9 protein-coding genes are annotated in these 19,837 nt (G+C 39.6%); all 9 read left to right on the top strand.

What is annotated here, in order from left to right:
• Nucleotides 1–25: 25 nt before the first annotated feature.
• Nucleotides 26–538, top strand: a complete 513-nt coding sequence (locus tag GSF09_RS12785; protein ID WP_159802091.1) for a ferritin — start codon at nucleotides 26–28, stop codon at nucleotides 536–538.
• 149 nt (nucleotides 539–687) lie between these two features.
• Nucleotides 688–1,482 carry an outer membrane protein assembly factor BamD gene (locus tag GSF09_RS12780; protein ID WP_159802089.1) on the top strand — a complete coding sequence of 265 codons (795 nt, stop codon included), beginning with the start codon at nucleotides 688–690 and terminating at the stop codon, nucleotides 1,480–1,482.
• Between the two features lie 7 nt (nucleotides 1,483–1,489).
• Complete coding sequence (locus tag GSF09_RS12775; protein WP_159802087.1) at nucleotides 1,490–1,807, top strand: DNA-directed RNA polymerase subunit omega; 318 nt, start codon at nucleotides 1,490–1,492, stop codon at nucleotides 1,805–1,807.
• Nucleotides 1,808–1,815: 8 nt separating this feature from the next.
• Complete coding sequence (gene coaBC, locus GSF09_RS12770; protein WP_159802085.1) at nucleotides 1,816–3,027, top strand: bifunctional phosphopantothenoylcysteine decarboxylase/phosphopantothenate--cysteine ligase CoaBC; 1,212 nt, start codon at nucleotides 1,816–1,818, stop codon at nucleotides 3,025–3,027.
• Nucleotides 3,020–3,904 (top strand): DUF4835 family protein, encoded by an 885-nt coding sequence (locus GSF09_RS12765; protein WP_159802083.1) that lies wholly within the window; start codon nucleotides 3,020–3,022, stop codon nucleotides 3,902–3,904. Before coaBC ends, GSF09_RS12765 begins: the two co-directional genes overlap by 8 nt.
• 36 nt (nucleotides 3,905–3,940) lie before the next feature.
• On the top strand, nucleotides 3,941–5,593 hold the full coding sequence (gene recN / locus GSF09_RS12760; protein WP_159802081.1) for a DNA repair protein RecN: 1,653 nt from the start codon (nucleotides 3,941–3,943) through the stop codon (nucleotides 5,591–5,593).
• 67 nt (nucleotides 5,594–5,660) lie between these two features.
• On the top strand, nucleotides 5,661–6,473 hold the full coding sequence (locus tag GSF09_RS12755) for an enoyl-ACP reductase (RefSeq protein WP_159802079.1): 813 nt from the start codon (nucleotides 5,661–5,663) through the stop codon (nucleotides 6,471–6,473).
• Between the two features lie 268 nt (nucleotides 6,474–6,741).
• Nucleotides 6,742–14,058, top strand: a complete 7,317-nt coding sequence (locus tag GSF09_RS12750; RefSeq protein ID WP_159802077.1) for a fibronectin type III domain-containing protein — start codon at nucleotides 6,742–6,744, stop codon at nucleotides 14,056–14,058.
• Between the two features lie 215 nt (nucleotides 14,059–14,273).
• Nucleotides 14,274–19,814 carry a fibronectin type III domain-containing protein gene (locus GSF09_RS12745; protein ID WP_159802075.1) on the top strand — a complete coding sequence of 1,847 codons (5,541 nt, stop codon included), beginning with the start codon at nucleotides 14,274–14,276 and terminating at the stop codon, nucleotides 19,812–19,814.
• The last annotated feature ends 23 nt before the right edge of the window (nucleotides 19,815–19,837 follow it).

Below are 19,837 nucleotides of genomic sequence, written 5' to 3'. Positions count from 1 at the left end.
GTTATAAGCGTTAAAATTAAAGATTATGGTTTCAGATGTTATACTTGCCGCATTAAACGAACAAATAAAGGTAGAGGCCGAATCTTCACAAATTTACCTTGCCATGGCCTCATGGGCCGAAGTAAAGGGGTTTGAAGGAATTGCCACTTTTATGTTTAAACAGTCGGATGAGGAAAGGGCGCACATGCTTAAACTCATAAAATTTGTAAACCAGCGTGGCGGACATGCCAAAGTATCTGCACTGGAAGAACCCAAGCTGGATTATACTTCATTCAGGACATTATTCCGCCAGCTCTATGAGCATGAAGTAAAGGTTTCTGAATGCATAAATGTCCTGGTTGACATATCACTTTCTGAAAAAGATTATGCCACGCATAATTTCCTTCAATGGTATGTTTCAGAGCAGATAGAAGAAGAGGCAACCGCAAAAGTTATCCTTGATAAAATTGATTTGATAGGTGATGATAAAGGCGGATTGTATATGTTTGATAACGACATGAAAAATTTTACATCATCAGGGCACAATATTGTGCAATAAAAAAATAAATAAAGAGTTTAAAAGGATGCCTGAGGGCATCTTTTTTTATGGTTATACGCCTGCGAAAAAAGATTTTGTATTCTGTAATTATTAACTAAATTTGCAGTTGCTTTTAAAGCAGCGTGCTAAAAGCATTATCTATATAAAACATGGCAAGATATTTTTACATACTTCTGTTATCATTATTACTGACTTCATGCAGTGAGTTTCAAAAAGCACTTAAGACTGATGATGTAAAAATGAAATATGAGGTAGCGGAAAAACTATATGAAAACGGGAAGTATGCAAAAGCCATAAGGCTGTTTGAGCAGATAGCGCAGGCATACAGGGGTAAGCCACAGGCCGAAAAAATGTTTTATATGTATGCACAGTCGCTGTATAAAACAGAGCAGTATTATACGGCAGGCTACCAGTTTGAAAGTTTTGCTGCCGGCTACCCAAGGAGTGAAAAGCTGGAGGAGGCTTCTTTTTTAGGGGCAAAAAGCTACTATTTTTTGTCGCCGGTTTATTCGCTTGACCAGGTAGATACCTACAAAGCGATAGACAAGCTACAGTTGTTTATTGATAAATACCCAAACTCTGAATACCTGCCTGAAGCTAACAAGCTGGTAAAAGAACTTAGGGAGAAGCTGGAAAAGAAGGCTTATGAAATAGCAAAGCAGTATAATACTATTATGGACTATAAGGCTGCGGTAAAAGCACTTGATAATTTTATTATAGATTATCCCGGTACACCTTATAAGGAGGATGCTTTGTTTTACAAATATGATTCATCTTATCAGCTTGCCATAAACAGTGTGGCTAATAAAATGGAAGAGCGCCTTAACCTGGCTAAAGCGAATTATGCCGCGCTAATGAAATTTAACAGCGAAACAAAATATAAAAAACAAGCCGACGAAATGCTGGCAAGGATTAATACCGAACTACAAAGATTTTCTAATTAATATGGCAATGGACTTAAAAAAAACAACTGCTCCCGTAAACACGGTTACCTACAACAAGAGCAAGATAGAAGAACCGACAGGTAACATCTACGAGGCAATTACCATTATAGCAAAAAGGGCTAACCAAATCAATACCGAAATTAAAAAGGAACTGATTGAAAAGCTTGAGGAATTTGCTACTTACAATGACAGCCTTGAGGAAATTTTTGAAAACAAGGAGCAAATAGAGGTTTCCAAGTTTTATGAAAAGCTTCCTAAGCCACATGCACTTGCAGTACAGGAATGGCTGGAAGAAAAAATTTCCTATAAGGAACCAAATAAATAATATACACCATGTCTGTTTTGCGCGGTAAAAAAATACTACTTGGAATTTCCGGGGGGATAGCCGCATATAAAACAGCTTCATTGGTAAGGCTTTTTATAAAGGCAGGTGCTCAGGTTAAAGTAATCATGACGCCTGCCTCTAAAGATTTTATTACCCCCCTCACATTATCCACACTTTCCAAAAACCCTGTTCATTCGTCTTTTTTTGATGAGGAAGATAAAAATGCAGTTTGGAACAACCATGTAGAACTCGCACTTTGGGCCGATATTTTTATTATTGCGCCTGCTACTGCAAACACTATGTCTAAAATGGTTTCGGGTAATGCAGATAACCTTTTGCTTGCCACTTATCTTTCTGCCAAATGCCAGGTATATTTTGCCCCGGCTATGGATTTGGATATGTATAAGCACACTTCCACCCTCGATAATTTTAAAAAGCTCCAAAGCTTTGGCAACATTATGATACCTGCCGAGAGCGGTGAGCTTGCCAGCGGGCTTTCAGGTGAGGGCAGGATGGCAGAACCGGAAAATATAGTTGCTTTCATTGAGCAGGACCTTTTGGCTAAATTGCCTTTAAAAGGTAAAAAAATACTAGTTACTGCAGGCCCCACATACGAAGCGATAGACCCTGTACGTTTTATAGGTAACCATTCTTCGGGAAAAATGGGTTATGATATTGCACTTGCTGCGGCTGTACAGGGGGCGGAGGTTACACTGGTAAGCGGCCCTACACATTTAAAGCTGGAACATGAGCTTGTAAATATAATCAGGGTTACTTCGGCGGAGGAAATGTACAATGCCTGCAATGCCTGTTTTGATGATATGGATGTAGTGGTTGCTGCTGCGGCTGTTGCCGATTATAAGCCAAAAGTTGTGGCGGAACAAAAAATAAAAAAGTCGGATACTGAGTTTGCTATAGCGCTTGAGAAAACAAAAGATATATTATCTTCTTTAGGCGAAAGGAAAACAAAGCAGTTTTTAGTGGGGTTTGCGCTGGAAACTGAAAATGAAATTGAAAACGCCAAACTGAAAATAAGGAAAAAAAACTTAGATTTGATTGTTTTAAATTCCCTTAATGATGAAGGTGCCGGTTTTGGCAAAGCTACCAATAAAGTTACTTTTATTGACAGCAGCTTTGTAGCAGAGCCGATGGATTTAAAAACAAAAGAAGAGGTAGCGGCAGATATAGTTAATAAAATAAAAATAAGGTATAATGTATAGATGGTTTGGGCTTTTACTGGTATTATTTTCTTTTTCTGTAAACGGGCAGGAACTGAACTGTAATTTAAGCGTGGGTTTTGACCGCATAACTGATGCAAACCCACAGATATTTAAAACACTTGAAAGGTCGCTGAACGATTTTATTAACAACACACGTTTTACTTCAAGGAATTTTGCCGGTAATGAAAGGATAGACTGCTCAATGTTTATTAATATATCGGCCTATAATTCCGGTCAGTTTTCGGCCACCATACAGGTGCAGTCTTCGCGCCCTGTATATGGATCCACTTATTCATCGCCTGTACTGAATGTAAATGACAAGGATTTTACTTTTAGGTATAACGAATCAGAAAACCTTGTGTACAATCCAAACAGTTTTGATTCTAATCTTGTTTCAGTCATTTCTTTTTATGCCAATATGATAATCGGGCTGGATGCCGATACTTTTGAAAAGGAGGGGGGCACACCCTATTACCAGACAGCACTTAGTATTGCAAATGTTGCCCAAAGTGGTGGGTACAAAGGCTGGAACCAGCAGGATGGAAACCAAACCCGCTATTTTTTAGTGAATGATATCCTTTCCAATACTTATATGCCTTTCCGTGAAGCGTTATATGAATACCATTTTCTTGGGCTTGATAAAATGAGTGATAACCAAAAAGAGGCAAAGGAAAATATTATGGCGGCTATAAAAACATTGTCTAAAGTAAACAATGTAAGGCCCAATGCTTATTTAACCCGCACCTTTTTTGATGCCAAGGCAGATGAGCTTGTGGCTATTTTTTCCGGAGGGCCTATAGTTTCTACCGGCGACCTTTTAAATACCCTAAACAGGATTTCGCCGCTTAATTCTTCTAAATGGAGTAATATTAAATAGTATATTTGTGTTGCCATTCAGGCAGGTTATACTATTATGCTGCAATCATTATCTATTAAAAATTTTGCGCTCATAGAGCATCTCGATATTGACTTTTCAAACGGACTTTCCATTATAACAGGGGAAACCGGGGCGGGTAAGTCAATACTGTTGGGTGCGCTTGGGCTTGTACTTGGCAGGCGTGCCGACCTTACTTCTTTAAAGGACAAGGAGCAAAAGTGCGTGATAGAAGCCCATTTTAAAATCAACGACTACGGGCTTAAAGATTTTTTCGGCCAAAATGACCTGGATTATGAAGATGTAACCATAATAAGGAGGGAAATACTTCCATCCGGTAAATCACGGGCATTTATAAATGACAGCCCTGTAAACCTTCAGGAACTTCAGGAACTGGGGGATTATCTTATTGATATCCATTCGCAGCACCAAACCCATGAACTCTCGGATGAGCAATACCAGTTATATATACTTGATGCGGTAGCCGGTAATGGTAACCTGTTAGCAGAATATGGAAAGCAGCTTTCTGATTATAAAAACCTGAAGGCTGAATTAAAGAAGCTGGCTGAGCAGAAAGAAGCACTATCAAAAGAGCAGGATTATAATACTTTTTTGCTGGAAGAATTAAATGCCGCTAATTTAAAGGCAGGAGAGCAGGAGGAACTGGAAAGCGAACTGGAAAAGCTGAGTAACGTTGAGTTTATAAAAGAAGCCCTGGCGAAATCATTAGCCATAGCAAATGAAGAACAATTGGGTGCTATACAAAACCTGAAGGAAATTAAGGCAGCGCTTCAAAAAATCAGTACAATATCTGTAGAGTATAACCAGTTTTATGAACGTGTTTCAAGCGTTTTGATAGAGTTTGAAGATATCGCCGCGGGGCTTTCACAAAATGCAGAAATGCTGTGGGACGACCCGGAAAGGCTGGAAGCCGTTAACCAAAAACTGCAGCTTATATTTACCCTTCAGAAAAAGCATCAGGTTACAACGGTAGAGGAACTTATTGCCATACAGGCACAGCTGGATAGTAAAGTAATTATGGCTGGGGAGGCAGATGAAAAGATAGCGGCTTTAAGCGCTAATATACAACAGGCTGAATCTTTACTGAACAGTACTTCCCTTTCCATATTTAAAAACAGGGAAAATGCAATACCTGTAGTAAATGATAAAATAACTGCCATGCTTGCCCAGTTGGGTATGCCGAATGCTCGCTTTAAATTTGACCTGAAGCATACGGATAGTTATCATGCAAAAGGCAAAGATGTAATGGAGTTGCTTTTTTCCGGCAACAAGGGTACAGATTACGGGTTACTTAAAAAGGTGGCATCAGGCGGGGAGATGTCCAGGATAATGCTGGCAGTAAAAGCAACGCTGGCAGAATATTCAAAACTCCCTACTATTATATTTGATGAAATAGATACAGGTGTTTCAGGCGAGATAGCCAATAAAATGGGCGAGATAATGAAAGCCATGAGCAGCAGTATGCAGGTATTTGCTATAACGCATCTGCCCCAGATAGCTTCAAAAGGCAGGCATCATTATAAAGTATTTAAAAAAATACAGGACGAAACTACAGTTTCAGAGTTAAAGCTTCTTGATAGTGAAGAGCGTGTAAGGGAAATTGCTGAGATGCTTTCCGGAAAGGATATTTCAGATTCTGCGCTTAATCATGCAAGGGCGTTGCTGAACTGAAAAAATACTATATATTTGTCCGTATAACATATCAAGCTAACTAAATCGACGAATAAAAATAACGATTATGCATAACTTACTTAAAGGAAAGCGCGGTATTATAACCGGTGCGCTTGACCAAAATTCAATAGCCTGGAAGGTAGCAGAAAAGGCACATGAACAGGGGGCAACATTTGTGCTTACCAATGCACCTATTGCCATGAGGATGGGTGAAATAAATGCACTGGCTGAAAAGACAGGCTCACAGATAATCCCTGCCGATGCAACCAATGTTGATGACCTTGCCAATCTTTATGAAAAAGCACAGGAAATACTTGGCGGCAAAATAGACTTTGTGCTGCATTCTATTGGTATGAGTGTTAATATCAGAAAAAATATACCTTATACGGAATCCAACTATGATTATTTTATGAAAGGTATAGATGTATCTGCACTTTCACTACATAAAATGCTTAGTGTTGCCAAAAAAATGGATGCTATTAATGAAGGTGGAAGCGTGGTGGCGCTAACTTATATGGCAGCCCAAAGGACTTATCCTTTTTATACCGATATGGCAGATATTAAAGCCATGCTGGAATCTATAGCCAGGAGTTTTGGTTACCATTATGGTGTAGAGAAAAAAGTAAGGATAAATACGGTATCGCAATCGCCAACTAAAACTACTGCCGGTACAGGTATTAAAGGATTTGGAGATTTTTATGATTATGCCGATTCCATTGCCCCGCTGGGTAATGCAGATGCAGAATCATGTGCAGATTACTGTATTACATTATTTTCCGACCTTACCAGAATGGTTACCATGCAAAACCTTTTCCATGATGGTGGATATTCCTCTACCGGGGTAAGTTCTGAAATAATGGAAAGATTATCAGCAGAATAATATTTAGATAAATATTTATTTTTTAAAGCTCCGTAAGGAGCTTTTGCTGTTTTATGCGATAAATTTAACATATTAAATTTCAGTACTTAAAGAGGTATATTTATTTTTTTTGCATTTATATTGATTATTTAAAATATGAATTGAATAATTAATGAATTTTTTATTCTGTTTAAGTTGTAATTTTATTTATTATTAAAATTTGATATCTCCCTCTGTATGTCGTAAAAAATTTATAGTTTTATTAACTTTTAATCAAATTATTGTTTTTATGAAAAAATCTACTTTACTAAAAGTACGGGAGGTCTGGCAACGCTGGCTTTATGTCACGGGTTGTTTGCTTTTCTTGCTTATTGGGCAATCTTCTTTTGCTCAGGTTGGTACTATAGGTATTGGGAGCGGCTCTACGGTTTCTTCCAACAATATACCTATAAGGTCAAATTTTGGTTATACCTATTCCCAGCAATTGGTATCCGCATCAAGTTATGCTGCCTCTGGTGGTGTAGCTGGTAACATTACTAAAATAAGCTATTATGTTGGTACTATGCCGGCTACTACTAATGTTGCCTTAATAAATAACTGGACAGTTTATTTGGGGCATACTACCAAAACAAGCTTTTCATCAACTTCAGATTGGGTTGCTGTCGGAGATTTAACGCAGGTTTTTACCGGCACCGTTAACTTTGTATCAGATTCGTGGATGGAAATTACGTTTACTACACCTTTTAATTATAATGGTGTAGACAACCTCGTGGTGGCAGTTGATGAAAACGCCCCGAATTTTACAAGCTTGTTTAACTTTGGCTCATATACAGGTGCAACTAACACAGGGCTGTATACCTATAGTGATGGTACGAATGCAGATCCTGCTTCACCACCTTCAGGCACAAGAACATCTACTTTAGCAAGATTGAGGTTTGAAGGGGCAGTAGCATCATGCCTGCCGCCAAGTGCATTGCAAACAACGGCATTAACAACAAGTAATGCTACAATTAGTTGGACTGCATCTCCAAGTGCTCCTGCTAACGGATACGATTATTATCAGTCAGATACTAATACACCTCCCACAGCAGGTACAACGCCTACAGGCAATGTTGCTTCAGGCACATCTGTTACCGTGGGTTCACTTATGTCTAATACTCAATATTATTTTTGGGTAAGAGGTAAATGTGGTGCTTCAGATTCAAGTTCATGGGCCGGGCCATTATCATATACAACGCAATGTGATCCAACAACTGTGCCTTATGAAGAAGATTTTCAAAGTGTAACCACACCGGCTATTCCTGCCTGTACTGCAATACAAAATGCCGGTTCGGGAAACAACTGGGCTACTAATACAACAACTAATGGATTTAATAGCACTGTACTAAGATATTTATATAATTCCAGTAATGCTGCTAATGCCTGGTTTTATACACAGGGTGTAAGTTTGACCGGTGGAGTTACTTACAGGTTAAAATACAAATATGGAAACAGTGGAGGTACAACTTATGTTGAAAGGCTTAAAGTAGCCGTAGGCACTGAGAGGCTTGCTACTGCAATGACTCAGGTTTTAGCAGACCATCCTAATATTACAAATAGTACTGCCCCTATTGAAAGCGTAGTTGATTTTACACCGGCAACCACCGGTATTTATTACATAGGCTTTAATGCTTATTCAATTGCTGACAGGGGCTCGCTTTATGTTGATGATATTTCTCTTGATGAATCGCCATCGTGCCTTGAGCCTTCGGCGTTATCAGTTTCAAACCTTATGGCAGATTCTGCTACTGTTCAATGGACAGCTTCAACCAGCAACCCTGCCTCAGGATATGATTATATCATTTCAGAAGATAATACTGAGCCGGATGATTTTTCATCTCCAACCGATAATGTACCAACAGGTACAACCTTAGACCTTACTTCAATTTTTTCAAACACTACATACTATGTATGGGTGAGGGCGAATTGTGGTTCAGGAGAAACCAGTGAATGGGTTGGACCATTAACTTTTACAACACCATGTACTGCATTTGATGCGCCTTTTACAGAAAGCCTTGATAGCGGTGCTATACCGTCAGCTTGCTGGACAAATACTTCCTCTAATACTGTGGCAAATGGTTTATGGAAGTTTACCGGCGAGGCTGGATATGCTGTAGGTAATACAAGAAGCGCAGGTACTTATGCATGGGTTGACGGTTCAGACCCGTCAAATATTAGTGATGTTACATTAATTTCACCAATGATTGATGTAAGTGAACTTACCCTTCCATACTTAACATTTGATATGTATAGTAATAATACAGGTACTTATCCGAATAATATTTTTAAGGTTGATGTACAGGCTGTTGGAGGAACTTGGACAAATGTTTACACAAATAATACCAGCAGTACCCAATGGCGTACTATTAAGATAACACTGCCTGATTATATTGGTGAAACCATACGTGTAAGATTTGTTGTAGATAAAACAGCTGCGCCTTCAGGCAATGCTTTTTATAATGATATATTACTGGATAACGTTAATGTTAATGAGGCACCTACATGTTTAGAGGTTGAAGGAGCTTTAACTGTTGCTAATGTTACAAGCGAGGCTGCAGATATTTCTTGGACAGCTTCAACTAGTAACCCTTCCGGAGGATATGATTATTATGTTGCCGAAGATAATATAGCTCCGAATGAGTTTACTACACCTACTGATAATGTATCTGGAACTTCGGTAAGTTTATCTTCTCTGTTCCCTAACACAACCTACCGTGTATGGGTAAGGGCTAACTGTGGTGCCGGCGATGTTAGTTTATGGAATTCAGTTCCGGCAGTATTTACTACAAAGCAAGTACCTGCTACACTTCCATACTCAGATGATTTTGAGGGTGGCCTTAACTGGACATTTGTTAACGGTAGCCAGCCAAATAAATGGTTTATAGGGCCAACGGTTAATAATGGAGGCTTTAATGCTATTTACATATCAAACACTGCAGATGGTTCTAATAACGAATATACAAGAGGTACAAATTCAGTAACTTTTGCTTACAGGGATGTTGAGCTTCCTACAAACATTGAAGAAGCTAAAATAACATTTGACTGGCAGGCAGGTGGAGAAAGCACATATGACTATATACGTGTATGGGCTGTACCATCTGATTTTGTCCCTACACCGGGTACGCAATTAACTGCCGCTAACTCTAATGGCGGCGTTCAGCTAGGAACAGCAACCATAGCTAATGGTAACTTTAACCTTTCAACAGGTTTTGTAACATCAGATATTATTGCTCCAGCTGCAGCTTATGCAGGGCAAACCATACGTTTGGTTTTTGAATGGAGAAATGATGGTGGCGGAGGTGTTCAGCCTGCCGGTGCTATAGATAATGTAAATATTACTGTAGTTAACTGTATTGCACCAACAAGCCCATATGTTGTAGCTACTCCTGGCAATACTACTATTCATTGGACTGAGCCAAATAACGTTCCGTCAGATGGATATGATTTTTATGTAGCTCCTGATAATACTGCCCCTGATGCATTTACAATACCTACAGGTAATGTTGCATCTGGTAACTCTGCTGTAGTACCCGGATTAAATGAAGACAGTGTTTATTATTACTGGATACGCAGTAATTGTGGTAATGAAAGCAGTGTATGGGTAAGCGGAGGTTCATTAAGGACTGACTGTGAAATTCCTTACATGCCAGAATATACTAATGATTTTACTGACTTTGCAGGCGCTATGCCTGATGCCGGTTCAATATGCTGGAGGGAAGCTAATGGCGTAATGCAAAATAACCCTATTAACCTAACTATTGGTACATCAAGCTGGGTAAGTGAAAACTATAATAATGCAGCGGGAGATAATGGTAAGGCTGTGCGAATTGAACTTTATGGTAATAAAGACCAGTGGATTGTTTCACCTGCTATGGAGTTAACTGCCGGTACAGACTATCAGCTTGAGTATTCAGCTTCAGTTATTCCATGGTCTGGAAGCACAACTGTTGCTGATATGAACGAAAAGTTTGTAAAAGTTGTAGTTTCTACAGATGGTGGTGCTACATGGGGACCTGCTAATGTTATAAAAACTTATGACAACAGCAATATTCCTGCAGGTGGCGTTAGCGAAATAGTGCCGCTAACAGGTTATACTGGGGTTGTTAAAATCGGGTTTTATGCACACAGTGCATCAAATACTCCTGATTTAAGATTTTATATTGATAATTTCCGTGTAAGGGAAACACCTGCATGTATTGAGCCAACTAACCTGGTTGCAGGTACTATAGGTGAAGATACTGCTGAAATTTCATGGGATGCTTCATTATCTGCACCAGCAGATGGTTATGAATATTATGCAAGTACAGATAGTACTCCTCCAACTGTAGGAACAGCAGGGCAGGGTACCGTTCTTGCCGGAGTTTTAAACGCTACAGTTGAGGATTTATTCCCAAGTACAGAGTATTTCATCTGGGTTAGGGCTAATTGCGGTTCTGGTTTAAATAGTGCATGGACTGGCCCGGTTACTGTAAGTACAAGATGTGACGCTCCTGAGGTATCAGCTGTTGATGGTGAAAAATGTGGTCCCGGTACAGTGGAATTAAGTGCTACTTCTAACGATGGTGGTACCCTGAAATGGTTTGCTGCTCAAACAGGAGGGCTTCCATTAGCAACTGGTGAAACATTTACAACACCTGAAATATCGGAAACCACTACATATTATGTTATGGCATCTGGTAATGAATCAGTAACTACAGGTGCCGCGAGGATTGATGCTCCAACTACAGACGGAGGTACTACACCAAGTAATTATGGTTTATTGTTTGATGTAACCAGTGAATTTACACTTAACACAGTTGATGTATATTTAAACAGTGGTACTGCGGGAACATTGGTAGTAAAGTTATTCAACAATGCCGGAGCAGAGTTGCAATCGGCTGATATAGCGTTGCCTGCTGGTGGAACCACTTCTGCACCTGTACTGCATACCATACAGCTAGGCTGGCAAATTCCTGCAGGAACTAATTATAGAATAGCTGCAATGTCTGGTCCTAGCATGATACGCCAATACAGTGCTTCATATCCTTACCCTATAGGTTCAGCAGGTACCATTACAAGTGGATATATATTAGGTACATCAGGTTCATACTACTATTTCTATAACTGGAGTATAACTGAAGCATGTACAAGTTTAAGGATTCCTGTTACAGCAACAATTAGTGATGCACCGGAACTTACTTTAAGCGCAGATCCTGCTGCGGTGTGTGAAGGTGAAACAACAACAGCTGTTACTATTGCAACAGGCGCATCTGATTACGATACTTTTGTTTGGTCGCCAAGCGAAGGCGTTAGTGGTGATGCAGCTAACGGATGGACATTTAACCCAACTGTATCAACTGTATATACACTTAATGCTTCGCAATCAGCAGGAGCAATGTGTGATGCTGATCCTGTAACGGTTAATGTTACTATTAATCCGCTGCCTACTGCTATAGTTATTACAAATTCAGCAGAAGGTGATGTATGTATAAATGCTGTGGAAAGCCTTACCGTTTCTGGAGGCGAAGTACCTGTAGCGGGTCAGGAAGTAACCATAGGTGATGCTACAACCAAAACAGGGCTTACAGAAGTGCTTACAGCATTTAATAATAGGTGGTCGAGCCTTAAGAGCCAGACTATATATACTGCTGCAGAACTTACTGCTGCCGGATTATCAGCCGGTGACATAACTTCTATAGCTTATAATATAACCTCTTTAGGAAGTGGAACTAACGTGGGTGCCTATACTATTAAAATAGGAACAACATCTAATGATACCTTTACTGGCACTACTTATTTAGATGAAAGTTCATTTACAACTGTATATGGGCCTGTAACTTACAATCATGCTATTGGATGGAATACAGTACAATTTACTACTCCGTTTGAGTGGGATGGTGTTTCTAACATCGTTGTAGCTGTAAGGATGACAGGTGCTAATTCTACTAATAACTCTGAAACTTATTATACAGAAACAAGTGGTAATACTGTTTTGTACAACCGCAGCGACCTTGCAGCCACTACAGGATCAACCTCTAATAAAAGGTTTAACATTAAACTTATAGGTACAGGATTGGCGCCTGCTGATGTTGTTTGGTCTCCGGTTGCTGGTTTGTATTCTGATGAAGCTGCTACTGTGCCTTATGCAGGGGAAAATTCCGCTGTTGTTTATGTTAAGTCGGATTCAGCTGCAAGTTCAACCTACACTGTAACAGCAACAAGCGATGCAGGTTGTTTGGTTACAGAAACTGTTGAGGTTAACTTTGTTGATTGTAATATTGGCTGGGCTAATCTTCAGTTCCCTGCTACAGGAACAATCACTACCTGTGAAGATTTAGATGTTTATGCCCAGGTATATAAAGCTGGTGTTACAGAAGATGCCGGTGCTGGCGAAGCTATAACTGCATGGATTGGTGTTTCTGATGCTGATACAGACCCTTCAACATGGGATGAGTCAGACTGGCAATTAGCAACCTTCAATGTTCAGGTAGGTAATAATGATGAGTACACATATTCAATTTCAGGACTTGATGCAGGTACTTATTACTATGCAAGCCGTTTCCAATACCTAAATGGTGATTATTACTATGGTGGCTTTAATGGTGGTGCCTGGGATGGTACTACAAATGTAAACGGAGTGCTTACTGTAAATGCTATTGCAGCTCCAACTGCTTCTAACCAGGAGCTTTGTGCAGGTTCAACTGTGGCCGACCTTGAAGCTACAGGAAGCAACATAGCATGGTATGCTAATGCTACAGGAGGCGTTGCGCTTGATGGAGCTGCCGCTCTTGTTGACGGTATAACTTACTTTGCTTCTCAAACAGTTGATGGATGCGAAAGTATAGACAGGACTCCGGTTCTTGTTGATATAATTACAGTAACTGCTGATAACCCTGCTGATGTTTCTGCTTGTAATGTTTATACATTACCTGCTTTAACAGCCGGTAGTTATTATACTGAAGCCGGAGGAAATGGAACAATGCTTGAAGCCGGTGATGAAATTACAACTACACAGACAATTTATGTATATGCAGCGTCTGGTACTTGTTCAGTAGATAACAGCTTTATAGTAACTATTAATGTTGTTGCTGATCCTGTAGCGAATGCTATCCAAACAATTAATGTTGATTCTGCTGATGATGCTACAATTGAGGATATAGAAATTACTGCAACAGGAACTGTAGCGTGGTATGCTAGTGAAGAAGATGCTAACGGCGGAACTGGCGCACTTGATGCCGGTACACAGCTTATCAGCGGAAATACTTACTATGCAATGCAAACAGTAGGCAACTGTACTAATGATAACCCGGTTCCTGTAACTGTAACAGTAGTATTAGGAAGCAAAGGATTTGATATAGCAGCATTCAGCTACTATCCAAACCCTGTTCAGAATATTTTGAACTTAACTTACTCTTCTGATATTTCTTCAGTTTCAGTTTACAACCTGTTAGGTCAGGAAGTAATGACACAAAAGGTAAATGCAACAGATGTAAAAGTAGATATGTCTTCTCTTGCTGATGGTGCTTACCTTGTTAAGGTTGCTGCAGGAAATGCAGTTAAAACCGTAAAAGTTATTAAAAAGCAGTAGTCTGTTTTTAAATATTGTTTTAAAACCGCCCTTTAAAAGGGCGGTTTTTTTTATGTCGATATTTAATATTAATAGTAAAATCAGGCTTTAATCTTCATTTATTATGCATGAATAATTAATAAAAATATTGTTTTAAGTTTTTTTTAACTTAAAAACTATATTAAATGTGGTTTTTTTTATAAATTTATTAACTACTAATTCTAAACATATTTTCAATGAAAAAAACTACAAAGTTTAATGGCTTTTTCAATACCGAAAAAGTCACGCGATGGTGTTGCTATTTTTCATGTCTCTTTATTTTTTTGATAGGGCATGTTGCTAATGCACAAATTAATTATTCCCAGGGCTGGGATGTCGCAGGTATGGGAGGCTGGGTTTCTGAAGATGAATATTTTTCAAATACAACAGCACAGCCTTGCTCAGGGAATGGCGCAATAAGGGCCAACCTGTATTATGGTTTAGGTGATAACATTGTATCACCCGATATGGGAGCTTCTAATGGAGGCGAATTAACTGTTAATTACAGTTACAAAGCTGTTGATTATTATGATTTGGCAGAACCTGCTTTTCCTTCTGCTATTACTATTGAAGTTCAATGGGCCTCATCTGCTTCGGGGCCGTGGACTACACTTCAAACTATAGATGATAGTAATTATACTGAGTCAGCCAGCTGTACTCCTATGTCTGTTTCCTTTTTCCCGCCTGTTACTACAAGTTTTTATTTAAGATTTGCTGCGGTAGCTCAGGGTTTTAGCGATATATATTATTATTTTGATGATATAAATATTACACAGGGAGCCCCGCCAACCTGCTTTAGGCCGGAGAATGTTCAGGCAACATCTTTAGCTATTGACTCAGCAGAGATAAGCTGGATGGCGCCAAGTACTATTCCTGCATCAGGATATGAGTATTACCTATCAGAAGACAGCACAGCACCTACTGCTATGACTATGCCTACAGATGTTATAGCTTCAGGCACAACCTTAAGCCTGGAATCGCTGTTTTCCAATACAACTTATTATTTATGGTTAAGGAGTAATTGCGGTAGTAATGATGTTAGCGCATGGACTCCTGCATTTAGATTTTCAACACCTTGTGTGCCCGAATCTTTACCCTATGTAATGAATTTTGAAACAGCAACAATTCCTGGATTGCCTAACTGTACTACAAGTCAAAACCTTGGCCAGGCTAACGACTGGATTGTAGATATACCTGATGCTTATGGTTTTGAAACACAGGCTTTGATTTATGTTTATGATTCAGACTATGATGCAAATACCTGGTTTTATACAAGGGGCCTTAATTTAACGGCAGGCATATCTTACAGGGTTGAATATAAGTACGTTTCTGCAGGATATACTGAAAAACTTAAAATTGCCTATGGTACACAGCCTGATGCCGGAGCCATGGTAAATGTACTTGCTGATTATGACAATATAGATGATGAGGATGTACATGAGGATTTTGTTGATTTTACACCGCAAACAACAGGTGTTTATTATTTTGGTTTTAACGCTTATTCAGATGCAAACCAAAATGTCCTTATAATTGATGATATAATTATTGATGTGTCGCCGTCTTGCTTTAAGCCTTTAGATGTAACACTAAGTGGTATAACTGCAACTGATGTTACTGTAAGCTGGACAGCACCGGATCCTGCCCCGGCAGAAGGATATGAATATTATATTTCTATGAACGATGCCACACCGGATGAGTTTATTACAGGTGTGCCTGTTACTTCCGGAACTTCTGTTACTATAGATGAGTTATTTGATAATACTGCTTATTATGTATGGGTGAGGAGTAATTGCGGTAATGGCGATTACAGCGTTTGGACAAACACAGCTTCATTTACTACAAAATGCCTTGCATTCCCTGCGCCGTTCTCGGAAGCACTTGATGCAGGTACTATACCTTTGTGCTGGGTAAACACGTCATCAAATCCTACAGGAAATGGTTTATGGAAGTTTACAGGCAGTGTTGAATATGCACCGGGCAATACGCGTCCTGATGGTACATTCGCGTGGGTTGACGGTTCTACACCAACTATAAATGATGTATCACTTGTTACTCCGCTGATTGATTTAAGTACTTTAACTATTCCACAGCTTACATTTGATTTTTATAGTGATAATCAAGGTACTTATGCCAATAATATATTTAAGGTTGATGTATATGATGGTACTACGTGGGCAAATGTTTATACAAACAATGCAGATGGTGCAGACTGGAGGACTGTAAAAGTAGTACTTGGCGACTATGTAGGCCAAACGGTACAAATAAGGTTTGTTGTAGATAAAACACCTGCCGGCGATGGTAACTCTTACTATAATGATATATTATTGGATAATATATCAGTAGACGAAGCCCCTACATGTGTAGAGCCTACAAATGTAATGGTACAAAACATAATGCCTGATTCAGCACAACTTGTTTGGAATGCTTCGGCATCAGCCCCTACAGAAGGTTATGAGGTATATTATTCTCAAAATAATGCAGCACCAGATGAATTTGTTGTAGGTAATGCTGTTCCAACAGGAACAAGTTACAATATGGAAATGTTATCAGACAATGCAACTTACTACGTATGGGTAAGAAGTAACTGTGGAAACGGCGACTATAGCGCTTGGACTGAAGTACGTACTTTCAGGACACCTTGCTTTGCCTATACTAGCCCATTCCTTGAAGAGTTTAGTAGTGCAGCCCTGCCTGATTGCTGGAGTAACACATCTTCAAATCCAACAGGTACTGGCTTATGGAAATTTGATGGAAGTGTTGACTATGCTGAAGGCAACATAAGGCCAAATGGAACTTTTGCCTGGGTAGATGGTTCTGATCCTTCTAATATTAGTGACGTAACACTTACTTCTCCATTAATAGATATAAGCACATTAACTGATCCTCAGCTTGTATTTGATATGTTTAGCAATAATGAAGGCACATATCCAAATAACATATTTAACGTTGAGGTTTATGACGGGACTACATGGAATAATGTTTATACCAATAATACCAGCGATGATAGCTGGAGAACTATTGAGGTATCTTTAGCCGGATATAACGGTTCTGTAATGATTAGGTTTATTGTAGATAAAACTGCAGCCTCAACAGGAAATGCTTTTTACAATGATATATTGTTAGACAATGTAAAAGTGAGAAATGTGCCAACCTGCTTAACACCTTCAAATCTGGAAATGATGTTGTCATCGCAGGAAGAAGGTACATTATCTTGGTCAGCATCTGCAAGTGCACCGGCAGAAGGGTATGAGTATTACTACAGTGAGGATATGACAACACCGGATGCAATGGCAACACCTTCGGGTACAGTCGGCGCAGGTGTAACAACAGCAGATATTTCAGGTTTAACTCCGGATACGGCCTATTACGTGTGGGTAAGAAGCGTATGCAGCAGTTCTGATAGCAGTGAATGGTTAGGCCCGGTTGATTTCTTTACAGGTTATTGTACCCCTGCTCCAACAAGTGTTGACGGAGATGGTATAATAAATGTAGCTATGGGCAGTATTGACAATGCCACTGATGCTGAAGATGGTAACTACGCTGATTATTCAAGCCTTTCAACAGCAGCTGCAGCCGGTTCAACCGTTAATTTTGCCATAACTTATAATACAGGCTATACTTACGGTACAAAAATATGGGTAGACTGGAACCAGAACCTTGTATTGGAAGAAAGCGAAATTGTATTTGATGAACTTTCAGAAAGCGATGAGCCTACTGTACTTTCAGGAAGCTTTATGATTCCTGCCAATGCTCCTGCCGGAGACTACCGCTTAAGGATTGGTGGTACAGATAATGATGACGGACCTGATTCGCCATGTTATTCTGATACTTACGGGTCTTTTGAAGATTATACTTTATCAGTATTTATAGCAGGTACTCCGGTTATAACATCATTTACTCCTGATACTTATTGCGCGGCTTCTGGTGAAATTACCATTACAGGTACCGAACTGCTAAATGCGGAACTGAGCATCGGTGGTACTGAAATTGAAGAGATTGTAAGTAATACTGCCACTGAAATAGTTGCAGTTGTGCCTGCAGGAGTTTCAGGTACTGTAACTGTTACTACAACGGGAGGTACTGTAACTACAACCGAGACATTTACAGTAACACAGCCTGCTGAATTTACTTTAAGCAATATTGATGTTAATGTGTGCAATGGAAGCATTTCAGACCCGATAGCTATTGCATCAGGTGCTTCTGATTACGATACTTTCAGCTGGTCGCCTTCACTTGGCGTTTCAGGAGATGATACTATCGGATGGACGTTTAATCCTACCACTTCAACTATTTATACTTTAACAGCAACCAACTCTGTATCAGGCTGTGTGGTAGAAACTGAAGTTCAGGTTACGGTTAATGACCTTCCGGGAGCTGTTACAATCACTCCTAATAACCCTCAGGTATGTGCGGGCGAAGTACAAATGCTTACTGCTACAGGAGCAAGTGTATCTGGAGATGCTGCTATAGGTAACGGTACAGAAGTGCCGGGAACAACTTCATTCCCTAATCCGTTCAGTGCTTATTACGGAGGTTTAAAAACCCAGATGCTTTATAAGGCTGATGAGCTTACTGCACAGGGAATGGTTTCAGGCTCGGTTATAAGTGCACTGTCATTTGATTTTGATGCTTCGGTAGCAAATGCATTAAATGATATGCACATTAGGATTGGCCAAACAACTGTAGAAGATATGGAAAGCTCATTTGTTGATAACTCTACGTTTACTACAGTTTACAATCAAAGCTATACTCCTGATGGGACTACAGGCTTGGTTTCTTTCACACTTGATACTCCTTTTACATGGAATGGCGGAAACATTATTGTTGAAGTTATACATAACCAAGGTAATAGTGGAAATGGTTCAGGTACAACTACAAGGGCTACCCAAACCAGCTATACCAGTGTGCGCTTTGCGGCTATAGATGGCGAAACACCTGCGGGCGTAGCCACTCTTGATGCCCTTGATGAAGCTTACCTGGATGATGAAGGCTATCTTGATTACTCTGACATAAGGCCAAATATCGTGTTCAGCTACGATTTGGTTCAGGAAGTAGTTTGGTCGCCAATGACAAACCTTTATACTGATGCTGCGGGTACTGTACCTTATAATGGTGAAGACATGGCAAGTGTTTATGTAAGGCCAACATCCGACGGGATTTATACAGCTACAGTTACAAACAGTGCTTCATGTTCTATAGATGCACAGGTAACGTTATCAGTAATCGACCTTGGTGAGGTTTCAGGTAATGCTAATCAGATAGTAACTGTAAGTGCTGCTGAAGATGCTACTTTACAAGACCTTGTGGTAACTCTTGATAATGGTGCTACTGTAATATGGTATGCTTCTGAAGCTGATGCTTTAGGCAATACCGGTGCTTTGGATCCATTTACCCAATTGGTAAACGGTACAACATACTATGCTTTACAAACCCTAAACGGATGTGTAAGCGAAGTGCCTTTTGCAGTAACTGTTGAAGTGGTATTGGGTAATGGAGAGTTTGATCTTGCTTCATTCTCTTACTATCCTAACCCGGTTAAAAATGTATTAACTCTTACATATTCTTCTGATATTACATCTGTTGCAGTATATAATTTACTTGGCCAGCAGGTAATGAATCAGAAAATAAACGCAGCCGAAGCTAAAGTTGATATGTCAGCCCTTGCAGATGGGCCATATGTAATCAATGTTACAGCGGGAGATGCGGTTAAATCAGTAAAAGTTATTAAAAAACAATAATTTAACTTAAGTAAAACCAGTGG

This window comes from Flavobacterium sp. MK4S-17 (genome assembly GCF_009848495.1).
In the GTDB taxonomy this organism is placed as follows: Bacteria; Bacteroidota; Bacteroidia; order Flavobacteriales; family Flavobacteriaceae; genus Flavobacterium.
This window is presented reverse-complemented; position numbering and strand designations above follow the sequence as displayed.